The sequence below is a fragment of the Mesorhizobium sp. Cs1299R1N1 genome (genome assembly GCF_037179655.1).
GTDB classification, from domain to species: domain Bacteria; phylum Pseudomonadota; class Alphaproteobacteria; order Rhizobiales; family Rhizobiaceae; genus Mesorhizobium; species Mesorhizobium salmacidum.
Window position 1 is genome coordinate 1 of the sequence record NZ_JAPYKR010000026.1, and the last position, 24,339, is coordinate 24,339.

A 24,339-nucleotide genomic window follows, 5' to 3' on the forward strand; every position below is an offset into this window, starting at 1 on the left:
ACCCAGGAAGTGGACAAGATAGTCGTCGACCGTCTTACGTCGCTATCGCAAACGCGGGGCCTCCCTCATGCACAACTTGCCCTGGCGTGGCTGCTTTCAAAGCCGGTGGTGACTGCGCCCGTCGTCGGTGTGACGAAGCCGCAGCATCTCGAGGACGCGTTCGAGGCCGTCGGCGTGAAACTATCCGAAGATGAGGTCCAATTACTCGAGGCGCCATACGTGCCACATCCAGTTTTAGGACTTTAACCCAGGTGATTGGCTCGGCGGCGAGGAAGAACGATGCGATACATTCTTAATCAACCTCTTTGGCTCCGAAAAGAAGAGTGTAGCCTTTCGTTCATGGAGCTCTTCGTCGTGTTTCGCACCGAGCGTACAAATCGCCGAATGTGCGCGCCTTCCTGCGTTCTTGCGGCGATGGTGTGGTGAGACTGCGCGAGCGTTCGCCCATGAAGTCCGGACCGGGAAGCTGCGCAACCTCCGAGGAACTGCAGGCGATCCTCGCCGCGTCGAGAAAGGGCTGCTGGGGTTTGGCCCCGGCCTACCCGCAATATCGCTGACACGATGCGGAAGACTGAAGCGCCCGGAATCGATGTCTAACACTACGATCCCCAGCATCGGAACCGACGACGCCATGGTTCGTTGCCGGTCGGTGAGGAGGCCCAATCCAAAGCAGCCGACGTCTGCTCCGTTCGCGCAATTAAGCAGCCTAAGAACGCTGCTGTCGGTGTGGTGGCCCGGTCACCAACACATCTCCATGTACCGCAATTCCGACGGGTAAATTGGACGGTTATTTATCCATAGACGTCTCGTGAAAGTCTTTTGCTATGGCGCGTCCGCCCTCTAACAGCAAACCAGAGTCCGTACCGTAAGTGAAAAAGGTAAGGCCAATCTCTTGGATTTGCCTCAGATCTTCCATCGAGGCCAGATCAATACCCGATGCTATACCGTACTTCTTAGCGGCACCCGCAACGGACCGACAGGCCTCGATCAGTTGAGGCGTGAGCTTTCCTGGTTCCAAGTCCAAGGAAAGGGCGAGGTCTGCCGGACCGATGAAAAGCGCGTCAACACCAGGGGTTGAAGCTATGTCATCCAAGTTATTGAGAGCCTCTCGAGTCTCAATCTGGAGTATCACACCCAGGCTAGAGCTCGCATCCTTTCGATACTCCGCATCCTTTTGGTAATAGTTCGATGCTCTCCATGCCCCAGCTCCGCGCTTTCCCGCAGGCGGATACTTTGCGGACGAGACAGCATCAATGGCCTCAAGACCCGAGTTTACCATTGGCACCATAACGGCGTTCGCACCATGATCTAGCGCCGCTTTGATAAGTTCTATCCTGTTCCAAGCGACTCGATACACCACCGGCATACCATAGCGTTCTGTCGCGGGAAGAATATCTAAAAGTGAATTGGGTGGAATGGGTCCATGCTCCCCGTCGACCACAAGAAAGTCTAAGTTTGATTGGGCCAGCGTCTCTGCCACGATGATATGTGGAATCTGCATCCAGGCTCCAATTTGAGGTTGTCCCGACCTGATGGTTTCAGGGAACGCACGTCTTCTCATTTTCCCAATCCTTTAAGTGCTCTGAGCCGTAATGGAATCCGTCACCCGCATGCCGCCTTGATCCGAGCCCCCTCCTTTTTGAAGCGCGGCGCGGAGCTTACCTTTAGAGCTCAAAAGAGCCATAAAAGCCCAGCGTGCCCAGGTGTCTTTTTCCTGTAGAACGGTGGCAGGTTTCTCGGCTTCCTGAAATATACAGTTTGCCCACAAGTTAGTCATCACACACCTCGATCGGACGCCTTGTCCTTAGTCGTAAGCATCCGATTTTTTCCCTACCTGCCAGGCGAATCGGCCGGTGATTAAGGGGTATAGTCAAAGCCAATCTTCGGGGCCGCCCTTTTTTCGGTGTATCAGACGCGAGATTACTTCGGTCGAATTGTTCGGACGGGGCCAAGTACAATGGAGAAGCCAGACGACTGCGGGGCGTGCCTGATGAACCGGAGTGACCAAGTCGCGCGGAGTCAACCTGCGCACATCCGACCGGAGTCTCGAATGGGCGCCCAGCCATGTGTGATAACCAACTTGTGGTCAAACTGTATATTTCAGTAGGTGGAGAAAGGTGGCATCGTCCCCGCGACAACAACTCACTGAGTGCGCATTAAAGCCCTTTATGAACGACAACCAATAGGACAGCGGTCCGCGCCAAATGGGAACCCGCTTCGTACGAAGACCTGGAAAAGCGCAACTTCACCATTGCGGGCGTTCAGCAAACGACGATTCTTTTGGGGGACATTCGTAGAATGTATAAACCCCGCGTGGAACATTCCTGGCCCCGAGCGACGGGTTCTGGAGCGGTCCAGCATTAGCGAGTGCATCCTCTCTCGCAAATGTAACGGGAGCGTTCGGGGTAGGAGGACCGGATGTATCTATTGCTCTGTAAGGCTTACGCGAGCATTCGTACAGGCCTCAGAATGTCTCGTGACGACTATCTCTGGATCCGGCCGCTCAATTACTGCGCTATAATCCGCATCATGGTCGAACTCACGGCAGCTGACTAAGCGTGAATTGGGAGATAACTATGAACGATGTTGTCCGGGACGGGACGTTGATCGCGGCTGCTGAGGTCGAAGTGCGCGATCACGTTCTGATCGAACTCTCGGATGGCGTCCGGCTTTCGGCTCGCATTTGGCTCCCGAAGCTCGATGAGCCCGTCCCGGCTCTGCTTGAGTTGCTACCCTACCGTAAGGGCGACCACACCGCTGCGCGTGATGCGCGGCGTCATCCGTGGTATGCCACCCGCGGCTATGCGTCGGTCCGGGTTGACTTGCGCGGCACGGGTGACTCCGAGGGGCTGATGACCGACGTGTACACCGCGCGCCAGATCGCCGACGGAGTTGAGCTGGTCAACTGGTTGGCCAGGCAACCGTGGTGCAACGGCCGAGTTGGCATGTTCGGCCTCTCGTTTGGTGGATTCATCGCGTTGCAGGTGGCCGCGCTCGCGCCGGAGCCACTGAAGGCCATCGTTACGGTCGGCTCTTCCGTTGACCTCTATGGCAACGATCAGCGGTTCCTGGGCGGCGCATTGGCCGGAGGGAACGTCATCGACTGGGGTACGTGGTCAGTGGCGGCGACTGCCCGGCCGCCCGATCCGACTCGTGTCGGAGCGTCCTGGAAGGACCAGTGGCTGCAGCGTCTGCACGCGCTCGAGCCGTGGACGTCCACCTGGCTGAGCCATCAGACGCGCGATGACTACTGGATGCCCGGAAGTGTCTGCGAGGACTACGGCGCAATCAAGGCGGCAGTCCTCGCGGTGTGCGGTTTGGCCGACCTCTACCGCGACGCCGTCTTCCGGCTGCAGGAGCGACTGTCCTGCCCAGTCAAGGGCATAGTTGGACCTTGGTCGCACCAGTACCCGGACGTGGCGCACAACCCCGGACCGGCGATCGGGTTTCTACAGGAGACATTGCGCTGGTGGGACCACTACCTCAAGGACATCCCAACCGGTGTTGAGAAGGACCCGGCGCTGCGTGTCTATGTCCAGGACGCGGTCCCGCCCGCGACCGACTATGCCGCACGCCCCGGTCGTTGGGTGAGTGAGCCGTCGTGGCCGTCACCGAATGTCACCACGCGCAACTTTGGCCTTGACGAGATGTTCTGCCGCGAAGCCATCGGTGTAGACTTGGTACCAGTTGATACACCGCAGCACTGCGGGATCGACGCAGGCGTCGTCATGCCCCGCGGAGACCCGGCGAACTTGCCGGCGGACCAGCGGGAGGAGGACGGCCGCTCGGTGTGCTTCGACACCGCGCCCTTTACTCAAGCTGTCACCATGCTTGGCAAGCCAGCCGCGAAGCTGCGCGTGCATGCCGACAGGGCAGCGGTCAATCTGATTGTGCGTTTGTGTGACGTTGCGCCGGACGGCGCCTCAACGCTCGTGACCCGCGGCTTTTTGAATTTGCAGCGCCATGAGGGAATGGACAAAACCGTCGATCTGCCGCCCGGATCCGTGGTGGAGGTGACCGTGCCGATGGATGCGGTCTGCTGCGAGATTCCTGCCGGGCATCGCCTACGGCTGGCTATCTCCACGGCCTATTGGCCCATTGTGTGGCCGCATCCGGTGGCAGTGCAGGTTGCGCTCGACCCGGCTGGCGGTGCGCTCGTGCTGCCGGTGCGCAGTTCAGACGCGCCGTCTGAGCCGGCCCGGTTCGAGCCGCCCGAGCATTTCGAGCCGCCTGTCCCCGCCGATGCTGTGCCGGTTGTCGTCCAGCCCCGCAATCCGACCGAGCCGGGTTCCGAACGCCAGGTTCACTACATGCCGGAAACTGCGGAGTGGCGGCTTACCCTCGGCTCCAACATCGGCGGGGGCGGCACCCGAAGCCGCTATCCCGACGGTCTGGAGACCGAGAGTCGGAATCAGTTCTCCTGCTCGATCCGTTCGGACGATCCGGTAAGTGCACGTTGCGCTTCAGAGTACCACTTTCGATACGGACGAACGGGGTGGGACGTAGAGATCAGCGCCACAGGGACCATGCACGTCGAGGACGACGATTTCGTCACTGAATACGAACTGACGGCCACGCTGGACGGAGAGCAGGTTCATCAGCGCAGGTGGCATGATCGCTTTCCGCGTTCAAGCGGAGGAAAGGCATGACATGGTCCACACACGCTGCCGTGCCGACGACCTAGGAGCACGGGGGCCGCTTAGCAGGCCCGAGCCAAGGAAGGGCGAGGCACGGAAACGTGTGACGGGAGCCGTCGCTTTTTTTTGCAGTTCGCGGCAGGGGTCAAAGGAGTCGGCGGGCCGAACTGTGTATTTAAAACCGGCGACAGTGGAAAATGCGCGAAATCCGCGCCATCTGGCGCTCGCTCAGCAGAAACAAATCACCCATAACGGCCTCCTTCAATGGAGACCGTGAATCTCGAACGAAATTAATAGGTCCTGAGCCTAGCTCCACAAGTCTGTGGAAAGATACTTCAGGCCGGTATCACAAATCATCACAGCGACGGCTTTCCCTCGAAGGTCGCTCTTCAGGAGTTGGAGAGCCGCAGCGACGTTTGCGCCTGAGGAGTATCCGGCGAAGATGCCCTCAAACCGTGCGAGCTCCCTGGCGACCAGCTTCGCTTCGCAGCCGCTCACCTGCAAATAGCCATCGATTGGCGTGCCTTCCAGAAAGGCTAAATTTGGCACAACGTATCCACCACCTTGGATGGGGTGCTCTGGCTGGGTAATCTCGTGTCCCGCGACTGCTGCGGCGCCAACCGGCTCCACGATGAAACACCTAATTTTAGGATTTCGCTCTTTGAGTGATTTCGTTACACCGGCGTACGTGCCGCCGGATCCCAAGAAATCGACGAAAGCGTCGAGACAGCCACCGGTCTGTTCCCAAAGTTCACGACCTGTGTGATTATAATGGGCGCGCCAGTTGCCGTCGCGAAAGAATTGATCTGCCCTAAATGCTCCTCGTTCAATCGTAATGCGGACGGCTTTCTCGTTTACGAGTTCGAGGTCACCCCCCGAGACTTGGCCGGGCCACGAGCCGGGAAGTTGGTCAACAAGAACCACTTCAGCGCCGAGCGCACACATCATCCTGGCGCGCTCTTCAGAATTTCCTTTCGACATAACGGCAACGAACGGGTAGCCCTTGATGGCGCAAACGATTGCGAGGCCAGTTCCCATATTTCCAGACGTAAGCTCGACTACGGTCTGCCCAGGGCTCAGAGTTCCCTGCGATTCGGCTTCTTCGATTATTCCGAGTGCAGCACGGTCCTTTTTGGAGAAGCCCGGGTTGAGGTAGTCAAGCTTTGCGATGATCGTGCCGTCCACCCCGTGCATCCGCGTGAGGCGATCCAACTTCACAAGCGGCGTACTGCCGATTGCTCCGACGACCGAGTCGTAGACCTTGTTCATCCACTTAGCCTCCTTGTTGTTCCGACCGCCATGAGAAGCATTCACGTGGAGAACAGCTGGAAAGCTCAGGGCGAATGCACACGCGTCGTGTTGTAAACGGTAAAGATGCCGATGGTCTTGCGGGCATCCACTGCATGCTTCTAGGAGAGACCTTCCCCGTTTTCAGGGTTTTCATGGAGCTCTCCGCCTTCGCTCTACCGCACCCGGTCCCGGACGGCTTGAGGCAAGAACCTTCTTGCTGCTTTCCTCTGACCAGTTGCACTGATGCGGTTGACAAAATTTGGTTCGAATTAGGGGCCCAGTTCACCTTTTGCCGTGCGCACGCTGTCCGGGGTCCGCGACAATATCCAGTTCCGGTGACTCACTCCGCTGAATGCGATGTCTAGCGGCGGCCCTTGCTTTCACGACTGGGTGTATATCCAGCGGGAAATGGCAGCGATGGGAGTGGTCGGGGTCGAAGAAGCGCACATCGGGCCTCGTTCCTCGGCAGATATCCTGGGCACGAGGACACCGAGTGTGGAATTCGCAGCCGGACGGACGATGAGCCATGCTGGGCACTTCTCCCATAAGCTCTGCTTGAATGCGCCGTTTGTTGGGATCCGGATGGGGTTGGGCGGTCAGCAGGCCGGCGGTGTAGGGGTGCACCGGGCGGGTGAAGACCTCCCGAGTCGGACCGTGCTCGATGAAGCGTCCCATGTACATGACTGCAGTCTCGTCGCTCACGTGGCGCACCACCGCCAAGTTGTGGGTAATGATGAGATATGTGAGTCCTAGCTGGTGCTGGAGACGGCTCATCAAGTTCAGGATTTCGCCCTGGACCGAGACATCGAGGCCGGCGGTCGGCTCGTCGGCGACGATGAGCTTGGGCGAAAGGGCAACCGCCCGGGCCACTCCGACGCGCCGCGCTTGGCCGCCCGAGAGCTGGTGCGGATATCGACCGGCGAAATCCGGTGGCAGGCCGACAAGGGCAAGTAGACGCCGCGCCTCCGCCTCAAGGTCCTTATCGCGGAGGCCGTGTACTACGAAGGGCTCCGTGATGAGGGCCCGCACGGTGCGCCGAGGACTGAGGCTCGAGATTGGATCCTGGAACATCATCGCGACATCGCGGTGATAGGCTTTTTCCCCGGATGGCACTCTCTTGAGCGGCTCCTTACCTTCGAACCGCACCGTTCCGGCGCCTATTGGCTGGAGACCGACGATGGCCCGGCCGAGCGTGCTCTTGCCAGAGCCGCTCTCGCCCACGAGGGCCAGCGTCGTCCCGCGCCTGATCGCGAACGACACGTCGAGCACCGCATCGAGGTAGCGGTTGCCGACACCGCGAAGTTTAGCCATCACCGGTCCCATCAGCGGATAGCGCACGCAGAGATACTCAACCTCCAGCAGCGGCCCAGAGATGGTACTCATTGCGTGGCGAGTCACCGGAGTGGGAGCGGTTATTAACTCAGCCACGGTCCGCCTCCCCGAGTAGATGGCAGCGCGCCGAGTGGGCTTGGGCGACCGCCCAGTCGGCCGGGTGCTCGACCCGGCAGCGATCAAAGACCCTAGGGCAGCGAGGCGTGAAGATGCACCCGGCTGGGATACTTAGCAGGTTCGGCACGTCACCCGGGATGGTCGGCAGCTCGCGTCGGACTTCCTCAATGCGGGCGGGATCACACTCTAACAACGCTTGGGTGTAGGGATGTTGAGGTCGATGGAAGATATCGCCGATCGGGCCTTGCTCGACCACTTCGCCAGCGTAGAGCACGACGACATAGTCGCAGAGCTCGGCGATGACCCCAAGGTGGTGAGAAATAAACAGTATTGAGCCGTTGAATTCCCCACGTAGCTCGCGCAGGAGTTCGATGATCTGCGCCTCCAAGCTCACATCAAGTGCAGTCGTAGGCTCGTCGCAGATCAGCAGCTCGGGCTGCTCCAGGATTGCCATGGCGATAGCAATCCGTTGACGCATCCCGCCGGAGAATTGATGGGGATGCCGCGCCAACTGTCGCTCCGCGTCGGGAATGCCGACTCGGCGGAGCATGTTCGTCGCCTTGCGTCGCTTGTCAGCTCGCGACTGCTGTCGGTTGCGATATTGTATATCCATCATTTGATTGCCGATGGAACGGACCGGATTGAGAGAGGTCATCGGGTCTTGAAACACCATCGTAAGGCGATCGCCCCTGAGCCGCTGCATCTCCGCCACTGGTAAAGACAGTAGCTCTCGTCCCGCGAACTGAACGCTGCCACTTTTGATCTCCGCGTTGTTCGACATCAGGCGCATCACCGCCAAAGCCAACGTCGACTTCCCCGAGCCGCTCTCGCCGACCACACCTACAATGCTGCCGCGAGGTACGTCGACGCAAACATTCCGTAGCACTGAGACAGGTCCTCTCGGTGAGTGAAAGCACACGCTCAGATCGCGCACGCTTAAGACATGCTGGGGATGCCCTTGATGTTGCGTAGTCGCTACCATGATTCAGACGAGCCTGCGAAGCTTGGGATCGAGGAGATCGCGTAGGGCCTCACCAAGAAACGTAAAGCCGAGCGTGGTGAAGATCAGCGGAACCCCCCCCCCAAGGACAATCCAAGGGGCATTTCGAATGCTGTCGAAGCCTTCCTGCAGAATCCGGCCCCAGCTGGGCGCGGGTGGGGGGAGCCCCATCCCGAGATACGTCAGTCCTGCTTCCAGCGCGATCACCGCGGGGATGTCCATGCTGGCCATGATCAGAATGGGACCGATGATGTTGGGCAGAATATGGACCAGGAGGATGCGCCCACGCGAGCTGCCGAGGGAGCGAATGGCGAGCACGTATTCCGAGTTCTTGGTTGAGAGCGTCGCCGTTCGAATGAGCCGGGCATAACCAGGCGTCTGGATTATCACAACGACGGAAACCAGAGTCGCCAGACTGGGCCCGAATAGCGTTACGAGGGTCAAGCCCAACATCACCGTCGGGAACGAAAAAAGTGAATCGAACAGCAGGAGCAGGCAGTTGTCGAGCCACCGTGGCCCGTAGCCGGCGATCAGTCCTAGTGTCAATCCAAAGATTAGAGCCACCGCAATTGAGAAGACTCCAACGCCGAGCGCGATCCGGCTGCCGGCTATGACGCGGCTCAAGACGTCCCGACCCAGGCCGTCCGTGCCAAGGATATGGACTAGTGATGGAGCCTGAAAACGCTCCATGACGTGTATCTTAAACGGGTCGTACGGGGTGATCCAGGGAGCCGTGAGCGCGCACATCAGGGCCGTAACAACCAGGATCAACCCCAACAGGCCCAACGGGTCACGTCGTAGCCGGCGGAATATGTCAGCGGAGAAGCCAGGCGCTGCAGGCCCAGCGCTGACATCGATGATTGGGTCAGTAGCTAGAGCGGACACGGGGATCAAGCCAAGCAATGATGAGGTCGGAAATGGGCATAGCCAAGGCAAACAAGCCCACGGTGGAGAGCACGGCGCCTTGCACCACGGGGTAGTTTCGAACCTTGGCGGCCTCGACGATCAGCGTTCCAATCCCAGGCCGCGCAAAAATGCTTTCCGCGAAGACGGCGCTGGAGAGCATTCCGCCGATTCCGAGACTCAGCAGCGTAACTGTGGGAAGGATAGCAATGCGGAGAGCGTAATGCAGAACAATCTTCGATTCCGGCAGGCCGAACGCACGCGCGGTGCGAATATGGTTCTCGCCAATTACTTCCAGCATGGAAGAGCGAACGATCCTCGCAAGATAACCTACCCAGCCAAGACCAACCGCAAAGCTCGGCAGGACAAGATGCCAGAGCTGATTGCCTATATCGCCTTGTTCGCCAGCGCCGATAACAGGGAACCAGCCGAGTTGGAGTGAGAATAGCAGGAGCGCGTAGATGGCGACAACAAACGAGGGGATTGAGATTGTACCCACTGAGAGAATGCCTGTCAGCCGATCAATCCAAGTCCCTCGTTTCAGCGCCGAATAGCAGCCGAGCGGGATACCAAGCAGTGCCGCCCAGCCCAGCCCCACCCCGATTAGCACCAGAGTGTTTGGCAGGTTCTCCAGAATTTCCTGCGCCACTGGGCGCTTGCTCAAAATGTCGTTGCCGAAATCGCCCCTGATGACATTTCCGACCAGCGACGTGAACTGGAAGAACAGGGGCTTGTCACGACCCAATTCGTGATTCATCCGATCGATCATCTCGGGGGTGGCGCGAGGTCCAAGCATGATCGTCGCCGGATCACCGGGAATAGCGTGGAGAGCTCCAAACATCAAGCACATGGAGGTGAGGCAAATCAAAATTGATAACCCAATCCGCTGCACGGCGTAGACCAGCATGCCTGTCCTCCTAAAAGAGTAGTTGTTCTCCACGTCGCCGCAAGATCACGAAGCGTCCGACTAGGATTTTCGGTCTCGGCTCTGGTCCCGGGCTACTTCGAAGCTTGCGGCCCGGACCAGGTTTTTGCGCCTATATTTCACCTATATTTCAGAGGAGTCCGTCACGCCTTTACGAAAAGTTGGGGCCGCAGCCAGCCGTTTGGATCTACTGCGGGCGGGGCGATCCTGTCTCTGTAGCCATAAAAGACAGGTCTGAAAGTGATCCAGAAATAGGCGCCGCTATTCTCCATGATCTCCTGCATGCGGACATAGATTACCGCACGCTTCTTGCTGTCGGACTCAGCCATACCCTTGTCAGCCAACTCCTCATATTCAGGATCGGACCACCGCTCCCAATTCCAGGCCCCGATCATCTTCTTTCTGAAAGAGGAGGTCGCGTCGGCGGGGTCGGGAGCCGTACTATACTGTATGACGTAGAGTTCGAGCGTCTTCCAAGCATCGCCCTTGGATTCTTGGCCCAGGTCCCAGAACGTTCCGGCATCGACCGGAGTGACCGTCACGTTTATTCCAACGTCACCGAGGTTGGACTGTATGATTTGGCAGGCGGCGACTTGCGCGGCATCGTCCGCTGGAGTCTTGATGTCCAACGTCAGACCCGACACCCCGGCTTCTTGCAACAGTGACTTCGCTTCCTCAGGATTGAAAGAATAATTCGACTTCTCGCGGTGTCCAAGCACGCCGACTGGCACCACGCCATAGGCACGGGGGCAGAGGCCAGCATATGCGCCCTGGAGGATTGCGTCAGGATCGATCGCGCGTTGGATCGCCTTGCGCACGCGCACGTCGGCGAGTTTCGGGTTCTGCGTATTCATTCCCATCCAGGTAAACTTGGGACCCGGCTGATTGATCAGCTTGACATGCGGCGGTGAGGCTTGCGTGTAACGCAAGGCTGTGTCCGGAGCCACGAGGGTCACATCAAGTTCGCCCGTTTCGAGCGCGAGTTCGGCCGCCTTGGCATCCGTGACCTGAACGAGGTGAATTTCATTAAAGAATGGCTTGGCCCCCCACCAGTTGGGGTTCACCTTGAGGACAGCCTTCTGCCTTGGTGTCCACTCCACCATTGCGTAGGGTCCACATTGGGCAGGCAAAGGCACGGAATATTTCTGGTCATTCATCTTTTCGACCAGAGATTTGGGGATAATTGTGCCAGCTACAGACGCCACGCCAATTAGCATGGCTGCGACAAACGGTGATTTCAAGACGATCGTCCCGTTGTACTTGTCCTTGACGTCGACATGGTCGAGGGTCGGCCAGGATGCACTCCAATCCGATTGCAGCATGCGTTCGAGCGAGAACTTCACGTCGTCAGCGGTGATCTCTCCGGCATCGTTGCTCCACATCATGCCTTTTCTTAAGGTGAAGGAGATGTGGGTCGCGTCGTCCTGTCGTATGCTCTCGACGTATTCTGATGGTTTCCAGCTCCAGGTACCGTCCGCCTGCTTCTCCGACACTGCCAGGCGCGGCATGCACATGTACAAGACGTTTCCCTCCGCTATAGCATTGTCGTAACCCGGATCGAGGACCTTAATGTCGCCATCCAACCTAACCTTAAGGATATCGTTTTCAGCACCCAACACGCTGTTCGGATGTATACCCAAGGCGGCAAGGGACGCTAATGCTGCTGCATTGCCCACCACCTGACGGCGGCTCATGCAAAACTTGGTCATGATAGTAGTTCCTCCTCTTCTTTTGTTATAGCTATGTTGGACTGGTCGTGATCGCTATGGAGCACGACCACGACCAGAGCCGGTCTACAAGGTGTGCTTAAAGGTGTATGTAGAGCGCAGGTCGAGGATCACCGTTGGTCTCCTCCACAGACACACGGTAGGTGTCGACCGACGGATCTTCATCCGTGCTAGCCGGCTCGCCGGCGCAGGTTGCTGTCTTTACCTCCACGCTCACTGGATAGCCGCGCACCCAAACCTTGTGCGGGTTGAACACGGACTGGCCCGTTTTGATCGCAAACTCCCAGCCATGCCACGGACATCGAATTATTTCCCCCTCTTGCTCGTACTCAAACTGGCCCGGCACTGTCCCAGTGACCATTCCGTCGATAACTCCCCTACACAGGGGCGCGCCTTTATGGGGGCAACTGTTGCGAACGGCATAGTATTCGTTGTCGACGTTGAAAATCCCAACACTCCGCCCTGCAATATCGACAATGCGTCGCCCGCCTACCGGAATTTCGTCTGCATAACAAACTTCATATTTCTTGGGCACCGGTGCCTGCTCCCTATGCGGCCTGAGAGATCGCTGGCAGCGACAGTTTGTAAGTTTCGATGGCGTTTTCCGCGAAGATGCGTCGCCGCAAATCCTCTGGCTGGTCGGACAGCGTCATCATCGGATCATCCGCATCCCAGTGCGGGAAGTCACTCGCAAACATCAGCGTTCGAGAGCCATCGATCCAGTTAATAATGTGCTTTATCGCTTCCGGATCGGCGGGCTCATCCAATGGCTGGGTCCCAAAACGCACATGGTCCATCAGGTACTCGCTTGGCAATCTTTTGACCCACGGAGTCAGTCGACGAAGCCCTTTCCAGTCGAGATCCATCTTCCACATCAAGGGCACCGCCCAGGCAAATCCGCTTTCCACCATGGCCACTTTCAAGGTCGGGAATTTTTCGAACACACCCTCGAAAATGAAGCTTGCCAGGTGCACGGCATAGGATGGCGGACGCAGCAGCCGCATTTCTATGTAGTAGCTTGGCCATCCGGCAGGCGAGGGCGGCGGGTTGATGCCCGACCCCTCTGAACCGAAGTGCATCGTAACCGCCAGTCCGTGCCGGGCGCATGCCTCGTAAATCGGATGATAAAAGCGCTGGCCAAAGGGCCGAGGTGCCCCACAACTGAGCATGATCCCACAAACAGCAGGATGTGACCCGAGCCTATCGATCTCAGCTGCCGCCCCCAATGGATCCTGTGAGTTGATCGCGAGATTGAGCCTAAACCTTGGATCCTTTGCGATCCAATGCTCCATCGAGTAGTCGTTGAATGCACGGCACAGAGCACTCCCATAATCTACGTCGGCTAGTGCGCTCGCCGTTTGCGCAGGCCCACCAGTGAGGATGCCCAAATCGATACCATATGCGTCGAGCAACCGCTTACTGCAACTCTGAGCGTTGCCGTTACTGCCTTTTATCTCTCCAGAGCCTTCCGCTTCAAAATCACCCCGGATGCCGAGAACTCCTCCGCTAGAGGCGTAGGGATCGCTCTCCAAGCCACCGAAGCCCCAATCAGCAAAACGCTCGGCATTGAACTTGGTAAGATATGGGAAAAGCTCCGATTTTTCCCGGTAGCAGTGATGGACGTCGGTGTCCACAATTGTGAGCTTCTTCCGAAGACCCTTGCCTTGCGCAGAATTCATTTTTTCCTCCAATCATTTATCCAGCAGGAGCATTAAGCCCACTCCGCGAGTGATCTGGTGGCGGACGATGGCAGGTTCGCCGGCTCTTTTAAATATACAGTTTGCCCCGAAGTTGGCCATCACACGGGACAATGTTTCCCGTCGATACAAAGTCTGCTTCGGGCAAGGCGGGCACAGGTAGCTTCATCCAGAAGCGACGTTGGCAGGATGATCCTTCAATACGCTTGCCTAAATTCCTAGTATTCCGCCTCTTGTTGACTCCCTCAGCCCATCCCACAAAGCGGGCGTCAGCCCGCCGTGTTGCCAGATCGCGCACAGAACCTTGGAAACCGTCGCCTTGATCCCTTTGGACATCGAGACGACCAGCTTGATGCCGCGTCGTGTCCGCTTTCGCAGAAGAACTCGGTCCCGATCGGCTGGCCGCCGACGTGCCCACCTCCACACCGAGCACCCCTTACTCATTTCTGCGACGTATAAAACGGAGGGTGTATCGCCCCGGGCAGCGGGCCTGGAACTCCACGGGAAGCTCAAGTGCCGTCTGATCCGGTCGGATCAAGACACGGTGCCATCCTCCCAATGGCCTTTGCGCCGTCCCGTTGCCAAGCCACCGTTTGAATGAGGCTGAAAGAAGTTCACTAACAGCCTGGATGCCGCGTAGAGACGCGTGATCTCCCTGGCCGCGGCCAAACCCTCAAAAACGCCGATAGCTCAGGAGCCTGCGTATAACGGCGCCACGCTTGGTCGTTCTTCCGGTAAGGCCGTGAGCGCCGATCCCGTGATCGAGGCAATAATCGATCAGTCTGTTGTCGACGATTTCGCTATTGTTATCGCATCCCAAACGTGCAAGGCAACGGGCAGGCTTGCGCGGATCCGCTCCAGTGTCTCCAGCACCAAGGTGCCTTCTCCAGAACGATGGGCCCGATCGGAAGCTTCCACAGCACAGTCATGGCAGCCCGTGGGCCTCATCGTAGAGCAAAGGGCGTTGACCGGGTCCCGCCGCGTCCTCGGCTCCGGCGCGGTTGTCAGGATCGATTGGCCGCCTTCTCGTGATCCCCGTCGTCGGGATTTCCAAGATCCGGCGCTTTCCTCATTCGTCGCAGCCGCATAGCGATCCCGGATCGCATCGGCGAGTTCCATGCGCGTGGATGCGTCAGCTTTGTCCCTCAAGGTGAGGGCATCATGCCGGGATGCGACTTGACTGTAATATTCTAATTGAGGCTACGAGAGGCAATGCGGCAAGGAGAAATCGGGTCCCTTCCTTAAAGCTTCGGAATGCTCAGTCCGACGGTGCCGGCCGGCATTCTCCCAATCGAGGTCGTGGCAGCCGTTGCTTGGGCCGTGCACAGCGGGTTCTCCTCCAATAGCCGCGTCTGTGGGAGCGCCTACCTCCATCTCCATCGGCCGCCGTTCGGCAGCGAGCCGATCCTGCCGCGGGATCGGCGCCCGGGGTTTCTCTACGAGCGTGCGCAGGCTCTTCATGTCGTCGGTCATCGGTGGTTCCTTCGGACTTGGTGTGAGGCAACCTGACCCTAGGGGAACATGACGATGACTGCTCGCTCGCTACGGCGCTGTTGAGGACGCGCTCGCGATAGGCCCTCGCCACGCCGCGGTACACCAGCCGCCGAGCACGACCTGTGATAGGCAATTTCGGGATAAACTGTATATTTCAGTAACCCAGGATTTCTGCAACCTGCAATAAGAACAGCAAAATTCGGTGCGCAGTAGACTTTCGGGACAAACTGCTGCAAATAGAAAAGAATGCGCAGTTCGACGGGAAAACGCTTCGTACGAACGAGGAAATGTGCAACTTTATCATCAAGACGTTCAGGAAGAGACGATTTGCTGGGAGCGCCGTCCGCTCAAGAACGTTCAGATGCCGCTTTTGTATCGAACCTTTCTGGCCCCGAGTGAGGGGTTTCTGGAGCGCTTCGACCATTAGCGAGGACATCCCTGACGCAAACGGTAACAGGAGCGTTCGGGATGGCGGACGTGTCTTTGCTTGGCTTCGCTAGGCTGCGCGAGATCCGTACAGGCTCAGAACCTCTCATTGATGGCGACCCCGATCGGGTCGGCCTACTTAATTACGGCCCTCTAATCCGTATTATGGCCGAACTCATACAGCCGACTAATGACTCAGTAAGACTAAGCGGGAATGGAGGAAAGTATGAACCATGCTGTCCGGGAAGCGACGCTGACGGTGACCGCTCAGATCGAAGTGCGCGATCACGTTTTGATCGAACTCTCGGACGGAGTCCGGCTTGCGGCTCGCGTTTGGCTCCCTAAGGTCGATCAGCCTGTGCCGGCCCTACTTGAGATCGAGCCCTACCGCAAGGGCGATGCGATCCATGAGCGTCATCCGTGGTATGCCGCCCGCGGCTATGCGTCCGTCTTGGTGGACTTGCGCGGCACGGGTGACTCCGAGGGTGTGATGAGCGACGTGTACACTGCTCAGCAGATCGCCGACGGCGTTGAGGTGGTCAACTGGCTGGCCCAGCAGCCATGGTGCAACGGCCGAGTCGGCATGTTCGGCCTCTCGTTTGCGGGATTCATGGCGTTGCAGGTTGCGGCTCGCGCGCCGGAGCCGCTGAAGGCGATCGTCACAGCCGGCTCATCCGTTGACCCCTACCGCAACGATCAGCGCTTCTTGGGCGGCGCAGTGGCGGGAGGGAACGTCTTGGACTGGGGCACACAGGCACTGGCGGCAACTGCCCGACCATCTGATCCGACCCGCGTCGGAGCGGCCTGGAAAGAGCAGTGGCTGCAGCGTCTCTACGCGCTGAAGCCGTGGACGTCGACATGGCTAAGGCATCAAGTACGGGATGACTACTGGAAGCCCGGAAGCGTTTGCGAGGACTACGGCGCGATCAAGGCGGCAGTGCTCGCTGTGGGGGGCTGGGCCGACCACTACGATGACGCTGTCTTCCGCGTGGTGGAACATCTGTCTAGCCCAGCTAAGAGCATCATTGGCCCCTGGTCGCACCAGTGGGCGGATACGGCGCATCAGCCCGGACCTGCGATCGGGTTGCTACAGGAGACGTTGCGCTGGTGGGACCGTTACCTCAAGGACATACCAACCGGTGTCGAGGAGGACCCGTCGCTGCGTGTCTATATTCAGGATGCCGAACCACCCGCGACCCACTATGCCACACGCTCCGGTCGCTGGGTGAGTGAGCCATCGTGGCCATCACCGAATGTTACCACTCGGAACTTTGTCTTTAAGGAAATGTTCTCCCGGGACGCCATCGATGTGGACGTGGTAGCGATTGTTACGCCCGCGCACTGCGGGATCGACGCTGGCGTCATCATGCCCGGCCACGGCCCGGCGGACTTGCCGGCGGACCAGCGGGAGGAGGACGGGCGATCGGTGTGTTTCGATACCGCGCCCTTAACCCAGGGAGTGACCCTCCTTGGCATGCCAGCCGTTAAGCTGCGCGTGCACGCCGAGAGTGCGGCGGCCAACGTGATCGTGCGGCTGTGCGACGTCGCTCCATCCGGCGCATCGACGCTCGTCACGCGCGGCTTTCTGAATCTGCAGCGGTGTGAGGGGATGGACCGAACCGCCGATCTGGCGCCCGAATCCGTCGTGGAGGTGACCGTGCCGATGGACGCGATCGGCTGCGAAATCCCAGCTGGGCATCGCATCCGACTAGCTGTCTCTACCGCCTATTGGCCCATTGTATGGCCGCATCCGGTCCCAGCCCAGATTGCACTCGACCTAACTGCCTGTTCGCTCGTGCTGCCAATGCGCGAGGCCGATGCGCTTTCTGAACCGGTTCGATTTGAGCCTCCCGAGTATTTCGAGCGGACAGTTCCTGCCGATGCTTTGCCGGGGGCGGTCCACTCGACCGGGCGCGATACTCCACGCGTGGTAGGCTACAACCCGGAAACCTTGGAGTGGCGACTCACAGGCAACGACAACCGCCAAAGCGGTACCTTGACTAACGACCTGCGGCACGAGCAACGGGGTCACTTAACGTGCTGGATCCGTTCGGACGATCCCGCAAGCGCGCGTTGCGCTTCAGAACATTACTACCGGTACCAGTGGCCGGGGTGGGACGTCGAGATCACCGCTAAAGGGACCATGCACGCGGAGGACGACAGCTTCGTCACAGAGTACGAACTGACGGCCACGCTGGACGGAGAGCAAGTTCATCAGCGCAGGTGGCTTGATCGCATTCCGCGATCAAGTTGCATGCATGAATAGACCTCGTAGCTACCGAGCCAGCCCGAGTGAGTCGGTTTCGACATTGCTGAGACAACCGGCACTTGCCGGTTCCTCTCGCTAGGTAATCAGCCCGGTGATAGAACTCAAGCCTACGCCGTTAAGGCCGGCGATCTAGACGATGGCGCCGCCTCATGACAGCCCATTTCGGCCTTGAGCGCGACAGCACTTCTGCTGGAGTGGAGTGGTCGACAATTCCTTAAGACCCGCCATCCGGCAGGGGGGCCGTGGGCCTCGTGCCAAGATAATGGACCGGGGGCCAGCAAACTTCTCGGACAGCACGCGATGCAACGCCGAATTCGCAAGCCGATCGTACTTCCGACATTGGATCGAACGAGAGTTCCACTGGGAAGCTGCCACACGCGGCCTAGACCAAGCGTTGCCGCAGTCCTGCGCAAAGCTGGCTTCGTACGAACCATTTATTGGGAACGGCGTGTTGGGATCATGGGCTCGCTGCAACAGCCCCCGGATATATTTTATGTAAACTGGACTTGTCGTTTACGATGTCGCCTCACCCTTATACAGATGGGATGGACCATCCATTCTTCTCAGCAGATCCTTCAACGACGTATTGGCGCGGCGTCGCGCAGAAGCCCGCTTCAGCCGCGTAGTTCTCGTTCTCCAGTGTGTTCACATCCATTCTGCCGAAGCGCCGTCCACTTGTAGACCGGGGCCATGGCCGAGAAGTTCGTTCTGGCCCGATCGAAAGGATCTGAACATGAAACGAAGCAGCACGAGTCTGGTGTCGGGGTGACGGCGTCAAACCGGATTAGACCACAGGGGCAAGGTCAAGCGCCCCAACAACAAGCACTCGAAGGTGAGGCAAATCGGAATAGATAACCCGATCCGCTGGCGTGGATCAGCATGCGTGTCATTTTGAAAGAGTTGTCTGCAGGTCGCTAAACATCGCGTCGTGGATGAAAGCGTCCGGATAAGATTTTATGGGTCTCGGCCTTGAGGCCCGGGCCGCTTCGAAGCTTGCGGTCCGGACCAGGCTTTTGTTCCAGACTCCACAAAACCCGTCAGACCTTTGCGCACAGCTCGGGCCGCAGCCAGCCGTTTGGATCGATAGCGGGCGGGGCGATCCTGTCTCTATAACCATAGAAAACCGGAGGGAAGGTGATCCAGAAATACGCGCCGCTATTTTCCATGATCTCCTGCATGCGGACATAGATTGCCGCGCGCTTCTCGCGATCCGTCTCCGACATGCCTTCTTGATACAAATCCTCGTACTCCGGATCGGACCAGCGCTCCCAATTCCAGGCGCCGATCTGTTTCTTGAGGAAAGACGCTGTCGCATCGGCGGGGTCCGGGGACGTACTATATCCCATGACATACAGTTCGAGCTTCTTCCAAGCATCCCCCTTGGATTCTTGGCCGAGGTCCCAGTATGTTCCCGCATCGACGGGGGAGACCGTCACATTGATTCCTACCTCACCTAGGTAGGATTGTATGATTTGGCAGGCAGCGACTTTCGGCGCGTCATCGGCAGGGGTCGTGATGTCCAAAGTTAGGCCTGACACCCCGGCGTCCTGCAGCAGTGCTTTCGCTTCGTCAGGATTGAAAGAATAATTTGATTTGTCACGGTGCCCAAGCAAACCGGTCGGTACCACGCCATAGGCCCGAGGACAAAGGGCGGCATAGGCGCCCTGAAGGATCGCATCAGGATCGATCGCCCGTTGGATCGCCTTGCGCACGCGCACGTCGGCGAGTTTCGGGTTCTGAGTATTCATGCCCATCCAGGTAAATCCAGCTCCCGGCGAACTGATCAGCTTGACGTGTTGCGGTGAGGCTTGCTTATAGCGCACGGCTGTGTCCGGCGGCACCTCGGTAGCATCGATCTCGCCGGTTTCGAGGGCGAATTCAGCCGCCTTGGCATCCGTGACCTGAACGAGGTGAACTTCTTTAAAAGAGGGTTTGGCGCCCCACCAATCCGGATTCGCCTTGAGAACGGCCTTCTGCCTTGGTGTCCACTCCACCATTGCGTAAGGTCCACACTGGGCAGGCAATGGCAATGAATATTTCTGGTCCTTCATCTTCTCGACCAGAGACTTGGGTATAATGATTCCTGCTACGTTCGAGACCGCCATTATCATGGTTGCTACGAACGGTGACTTCAAGACAATAGTGCCATTGTACTTGTCCTTGACCTCGACATGGTCAAGGGCCGGCCAGGAAGCACTCCAATCCGACTTCAACATGCGTTCGAAAGAGAACTTGACGTCGTCGGCGGTGATCTCTCCGGCATCGTTACTCCACATCATGCCCTTTCTCAAGGTGAAGGAAATGTGGGTCCCGTCGTCCTGCCGTATGCTCTCGACATATTCTGATGGCTTCCATCCCCAGGTGCCGTCCACCTGTTTCTCCTGGACTGCCAAGCGCGGCATGCACATGTACAAGACATTTGCCTCAGCTATAGCGTTGTCGTAGCCTGGATCAAGGACCTTAATATCACCTTCCAGCCTAATCTTGAAGATATCGTTTTCAGCACCCAACACGCTGTTCGGATGTATACCCAAGGCGGCAAGGGACGCTAATGCTGCTGCATTGCCCACCACCTGACGGCGGCTCATGCAAAACTTGCTCATGGTAGCAGTTCCTCCTCTTCCATTGTTATACTAAACTGGTCGGTCGTGATCGCTATGGAGCACGAGCACGACCGGAGCCGCTGTAGATGTCGACTTAAAGATTTATGTGGAGCGAGAAGCGGGGACTACGGTTAGCCTCCTCCACAGACACTCCTCCACTCGGACTTTCCAACCGGAGCATGAGCTCGCCCAGTGAGTGATCTGGTGGCGGACGATGGCAGGTTGGCCGGCTCATTAAAATATACAGTTTGCCCCAAAGTCGGCCATCACACGACGCAATGTGCCGTTGATACACAGCCTGCTTCGGCAAGGGCCAGGCAATCCCAGATCGCATTCCTAAGCCTGGCAGCACCCAATACGGCCAGCCTGGAGCTACCGGAAAGGCATTGGTGTGATAGGCAAGATCTGCACAAACTGTATATGCCAACCCGCCGAAAAACCTGTCATCGTCAGACAGGAACAACCTAGTTAGCCGGGCAGTAGCCTCCCTCCGAACGACATGACTACAGAAACAGCCCTACTTCGAAAAACCACATAGCGCAAAAGCTGATATTGGACGCGATCGGATGAGCCAAAAGAAGTTTGGCTTCGGTTTGGATGATCCAATTCTGGCAGCGAGGAGGACGCAGAATCCAATTCGCATTGGAGAGTACTGCTTAGATCCCGACGCACCGCACCACGAGCATGAACCGAATTACAATCCAATCCGATCAAAACGAAGTACAACTTGACCAGAGTTTCACACACGATTTAACAGTAAGTAGTGCTATGTCGACGCAGACTTGTGTCAATGACCCCAGGGCCCTTGAGGCTCTCAAATGGCGCTGCATCGGGCCGGCCAGAGGCGGCCGCGTTGTAGCGGTGGCGGGCGACCCCAACGAGCCGATGGTGTTCTACTTCGGCGCCTGCGCGGGCGGCGTGTGGAAGACCATCGATGGCGGCATTTATTGGCGCTGCGTATCGGACGGTTTCTTCACGAGCGCTAGTGTCGGCGCGATCGCCGTCGCCCGCTCTGACTCGAATGTCATCTATGCCGGGACGGGTGAGGCAACGATCCGCCTGGATGTTTCTTATGGAGACGGGATCTACAGGTCAACCGATGCCGGTCGTAGCTGGAGTCATTTGGGTCTGAAAGAGACCCGCCATATCGGCAAAATCGGCATTCATCCGCACGACCCCGACATCGTTTATGTCGCGGCGCTCGGCGATGCGTTCGGGCCGAACGAGGACCGCGGCGTGTTCCGTTCCAAGGACGGCGGCATAACTTGGCAGAAGATTCTCTACCGCAATTCCGACGCCGGGGCGGTCGACATCTCGATGGACCCCAACAATCCGCGCATCCTTTTCGCCACGACCTGGCAGGCACGGCGGAGCTTTTGGCACCTGAACAGCGGCGGGCCGGGGAGCGGAATCTTTCGGTCATTCGACGGCGGCGACACTTGGGAGGAACTGTCCGGCCGAAACGGCTTGCCGCCTGGAATCCTCGGCAAAATTGGCGTTTCGGTCTCGGAGGCGCAGCGTGGGCGCGTGTACGCCCTCCTTGAAGCAGAGAACGACAAAGTCGGGCTTTATAGAACCGACGATTATGGCGACCACTGGATCCACGTCTCTCAGAACCGCGATCTGATACACCGCCCGTGGTATTACACCCATGTCTTCGCCGATACGGGTCACGCCGATACCGTCTACGTGACCAACTTCCAAATGTGGAAATCGACCGATGGTGGAGTGAACTTCACCGAAGTGATGACGCCTCACGGCGACAACCACGATCTTTGGATCGACCCGCTCAATCCCAAACGTATGATCGAAGGCAATGATGGCGGTGCCTGCGTCACCTTCAATGGTGGTAGGACTTGGTCCTCGATCTACAATCAGAACACGGCACAATTCTATCGTATCGACGTCGACGACCGGCATCCGTATCGGGTTTATGCCACCCAGCAGGATAACACCTCGATCTCGGTCCCGAGCGCTACCGAATGGGGCTTAATCGGCCTGGGCGACTGCACCTACCCGGGCACCGGCGAGAGCGGCTTCATCGTTGTTAATCCCGAGGACCCCGATATCGTTTATTGCGGCGCAATCGGCTCAAGCGCAGACTGCGCGGGTCCGCTGCAACGCTATGACCACCGTACGCGGCAGATCCGGCTTGTGAATGTCTGGCCAGAAAAGACGACCGGCATCGCGCCGAAGGACATGCGATACCGCTTTGCGTGGACCTTCCCGCTCACCTTCTCGCCCCATGATGCAAAGACGCTTTATGCCGGCGGTAACCACGTCTTCCGCAGCCACGACGAAGGATCGAGCTGGACCGCGATTTCGCCCGACCTCAGCCTCAACGATCTCGCTAGACAGGACTACTCGGGCGGCGTTTTAACCCGCGAGAACCTGGGCGCGGAGGTCCATGCAACGTGCGCCTCGGTCGTGGAATCCCGGCACCGCAAGGGCGAGATCTGGGCGTCCACCGACGACGGCCTCGTGCATGTGACGCGCAATGGCGGGGCCGAGTGGAGCAACGTTACGCCGAAAGCCATGCCCGATCTCGCCTACATTGGGTGCGTCGAAATCTCACCGCATGACGCCGATACCGTCTATCTTGCGGCTACGCGCTACAAGCTTGCCGATTACCAGCCTTACCTCTTCCGTACGAAGGACGGTGGCGAGAACTGGCAGTCGATCACTGGCGACTTCCCGAAGGGCGAGATCACCCGCGTGGTGCGCGCCGATCCCGTGCGTCCAGGCCTGCTCTTCGCCGGCACCGAGACTGGGGTTTTCTTCAGTCTCGACGATGGCGCGCACTGGTCTCGCATGGGCGGCGGCTTGCCGGTGGTCCCGGTCTACGATCTCAAGATCAAGGAAAGCGATCTCGTCGCCGGCACACATGGCCGATCCTTCTGGATCCTTGACGACGTGACACCGTTGCGCGAACTGGCCGCGGATCAGAAAGACGTGAAGCTGGTGAGCCCGCGTCCGACAATCCGGACTAAGCTTAACTGGATCGTTGGGCCCGGGTTCTCGAAGGTCGGCATGAGCTACGGCCTTCGTTGGGGCATAGGCGGCGGCACGGAGGTGGTGGAGTCGGAGGACGGACGTGGCGATCGCCGCTATCTCGATTGCGGCGAGAATCCGCCGGACGGGGCTATCCTCTATTATTGGCTACCTAATGATACCGAGGGGCCGGTAAAGCTGTCCTTCCAGGACGTCTGGGATCTCAAACATCCTGGACCGGCCAAGCTCGACCAGACGCTGGAGACGCGGAAGTACAAGCCCCTCCTGCCCGAGGAGGAGGACGCGAGCGGTCCGTCAGCGGTTCCCGGCAACTTCAACGTTGAGCTTCAAGTCGACGGCAGCAGACAAACGGTCGGCCTCACAATCATCAAGGATCCGCGGGTAGCTACGACGGACAAGGATTTCGCCGAGCAGTTCGCGCTCTTACAGGAGCTGTTCGACAAGGTGTCTGCGCTCAATCAGGCGGTCAATCGCATACGGCGCCTGAAGCGGCAACTTTCGGATGTCCAAAAGCGGCTGGTCGGCAGTTACAGCTTGCTTGACGAGCGTGCGCAAGCACAGGTCGAGCGGCTCGAAGTCATCGAGGGAGCGCTCATCGACTTCAGGCGCGAGACACCGCAAGATGTCCGCAACCCGGCCGGCTTGCACGGTTCGCTCATCGACCTCATCAACGTAGTCGCCATGGCCGACGCAGCGCCGACGCTGCAGGCCCGAAAGGTCACAGATGAGATTTTGTGGAAGGTCGACGGAGAGATCAAACAGTTGGATGCGATCGTGCACGGTGATGTCACTGCGCTCAATCTCGCTATCAAAACCGCCGGCTTCGAGTTGCTTGGAACCGGCAAGGTCTAGCTAAGCCAGGACTGAGGAAAACCTACTGCTCAGTGAGCATTCATTCCTGTAAGGA

14 protein-coding genes are annotated in these 24,339 nt (G+C 58.4%); 4 read left to right on the forward strand and 10 right to left on the reverse strand.

Annotation, left to right across the window (positions count from 1 at the left end; translation table 11 throughout):
- Positions 1 to 246, forward strand: a 246-nt coding sequence (locus tag O7A70_RS31305) for an aldo/keto reductase (RefSeq protein ID WP_337143796.1), incomplete at its 5' end; no start/stop codon positions are given.
- Positions 247 to 787: 541 nt separating this feature from the next.
- Here the strand turns inward: O7A70_RS31305 and O7A70_RS31310 are convergent.
- A complete protein-coding gene (locus O7A70_RS31310) occupies positions 788 to 1,561 on the reverse strand; it encodes an HpcH/HpaI aldolase family protein (RefSeq protein ID WP_337143797.1) in 774 nt (257 codons plus the stop codon).
- Between the two features lie 1,015 nt (positions 1,562 to 2,576).
- Between O7A70_RS31310 and O7A70_RS31315 the strand changes: the two genes are divergently transcribed.
- Entirely contained in the window at positions 2,577 to 4,649 is a 2,073-nt protein-coding gene (locus O7A70_RS31315) for a CocE/NonD family hydrolase (protein ID WP_337143798.1), read from the forward strand.
- 294 nt (positions 4,650 to 4,943) lie between these two features.
- On the opposite strand, the gene O7A70_RS31320 is transcribed toward O7A70_RS31315, so the two are convergent.
- From O7A70_RS31320 to O7A70_RS31355, 8 genes are all read right to left on the reverse strand, one after another.
- Entirely contained in the window at positions 4,944 to 5,906 is a 963-nt protein-coding gene (locus tag O7A70_RS31320; RefSeq protein ID WP_337143799.1) for a PLP-dependent cysteine synthase family protein, read from the reverse strand.
- 303 nt (positions 5,907 to 6,209) lie between these two features.
- Positions 6,210 to 7,310, reverse strand: coding sequence for an ABC transporter ATP-binding protein (locus tag O7A70_RS31325; protein ID WP_337143800.1), 1,101 nt, complete (start codon positions 7,308 to 7,310; stop codon positions 6,210 to 6,212).
- Positions 7,311 to 7,347: 37 nt separating this feature from the next.
- The gene (locus O7A70_RS31330) at positions 7,348 to 8,358 is read right to left on the reverse strand and encodes an ABC transporter ATP-binding protein (protein WP_337143801.1); all 1,011 of its coding nucleotides are present in this window, start codon (positions 8,356 to 8,358) and stop codon (positions 7,348 to 7,350) included.
- Between the two features lie 3 nt (positions 8,359 to 8,361).
- Positions 8,362 to 9,237 carry an ABC transporter permease gene (locus O7A70_RS31335; protein WP_337143814.1) on the reverse strand — a complete coding sequence of 292 codons (876 nt, stop codon included), beginning with the start codon at positions 9,235 to 9,237 and terminating at the stop codon, positions 8,362 to 8,364.
- A 4-nt stretch (positions 9,238 to 9,241) separates the two neighbouring features.
- Complete coding sequence (locus O7A70_RS31340; protein WP_337143802.1) at positions 9,242 to 10,186, reverse strand: ABC transporter permease; 945 nt, start codon at positions 10,184 to 10,186, stop codon at positions 9,242 to 9,244.
- 161 nt (positions 10,187 to 10,347) lie between these two features.
- The gene (locus tag O7A70_RS31345; RefSeq protein WP_337143803.1) at positions 10,348 to 11,913 is read right to left on the reverse strand and encodes an ABC transporter substrate-binding protein; all 1,566 of its coding nucleotides are present in this window, start codon (positions 11,911 to 11,913) and stop codon (positions 10,348 to 10,350) included.
- 97 nt (positions 11,914 to 12,010) lie between these two features.
- The gene (locus O7A70_RS31350; protein WP_337143804.1) at positions 12,011 to 12,466 is read right to left on the reverse strand and encodes a Rieske (2Fe-2S) protein; all 456 of its coding nucleotides are present in this window, start codon (positions 12,464 to 12,466) and stop codon (positions 12,011 to 12,013) included.
- Positions 12,467 to 12,479: 13 nt separating this feature from the next.
- Positions 12,480 to 13,622, reverse strand: coding sequence for an amidohydrolase family protein (locus O7A70_RS31355; protein WP_337143805.1), 1,143 nt, complete (start codon positions 13,620 to 13,622; stop codon positions 12,480 to 12,482).
- Positions 13,623 to 15,774: 2,152 nt separating this feature from the next.
- Between O7A70_RS31355 and O7A70_RS31365 the strand changes: the two genes are divergently transcribed.
- The gene (locus tag O7A70_RS31365; RefSeq protein ID WP_337143806.1) at positions 15,775 to 17,814 is read left to right on the forward strand and encodes a CocE/NonD family hydrolase; all 2,040 of its coding nucleotides are present in this window, start codon (positions 15,775 to 15,777) and stop codon (positions 17,812 to 17,814) included.
- A 1,040-nt stretch (positions 17,815 to 18,854) separates the two neighbouring features.
- Here the strand turns inward: O7A70_RS31365 and O7A70_RS31370 are convergent.
- Positions 18,855 to 20,420, reverse strand: coding sequence for an ABC transporter substrate-binding protein (locus O7A70_RS31370; protein ID WP_337143807.1), 1,566 nt, complete (start codon positions 20,418 to 20,420; stop codon positions 18,855 to 18,857).
- A gap of 885 nt (positions 20,421 to 21,305) precedes the next feature.
- Here O7A70_RS31370 and O7A70_RS31375 point away from each other — a divergent pair.
- On the forward strand, positions 21,306 to 24,284 hold the full coding sequence (locus O7A70_RS31375; RefSeq protein ID WP_337143808.1) for a WD40/YVTN/BNR-like repeat-containing protein: 2,979 nt from the start codon (positions 21,306 to 21,308) through the stop codon (positions 24,282 to 24,284).
- Positions 24,285 to 24,339 lie beyond the last annotated feature (55 nt).

Coding starts and splice junctions, on each gene's coding strand:
- O7A70_RS31375 (WP_337143808.1), top strand. CDS start 21,306: ATGGTGTTCTACTTCGGCGCCTGCGCGGGCGGCGTGTGGAAGACCATC.
- O7A70_RS31320 (WP_337143799.1), bottom strand. CDS start 5,906: ATGAACAAGGTCTACGACTCGGTCGTCGGAGCAATCGGCAGTACGCCG.
- O7A70_RS31315 (WP_337143798.1), top strand. CDS start 2,577: ATGAACGATGTTGTCCGGGACGGGACGTTGATCGCGGCTGCTGAGGTC.
- O7A70_RS31370 (WP_337143807.1), bottom strand. CDS start 20,420: ATGAGCAAGTTTTGCATGAGCCGCCGTCAGGTGGTGGGCAATGCAGCA.
- O7A70_RS31365 (WP_337143806.1), top strand. CDS start 15,775: ATGAACCATGCTGTCCGGGAAGCGACGCTGACGGTGACCGCTCAGATC.
- O7A70_RS31310 (WP_337143797.1), bottom strand. CDS start 1,561: ATGAGAAGACGTGCGTTCCCTGAAACCATCAGGTCGGGACAACCTCAA.
- O7A70_RS31345 (WP_337143803.1), bottom strand. CDS start 11,913: ATGACCAAGTTTTGCATGAGCCGCCGTCAGGTGGTGGGCAATGCAGCA.
- O7A70_RS31340 (WP_337143802.1), bottom strand. CDS start 10,186: ATGCTGGTCTACGCCGTGCAGCGGATTGGGTTATCAATTTTGATTTGC.
- O7A70_RS31325 (WP_337143800.1), bottom strand. CDS start 7,310: ATGAGTACCATCTCTGGGCCGCTGCTGGAGGTTGAGTATCTCTGCGTG.
- O7A70_RS31330 (WP_337143801.1), bottom strand. CDS start 8,358: ATGGTAGCGACTACGCAACATCAAGGGCATCCCCAGCATGTCTTAAGC.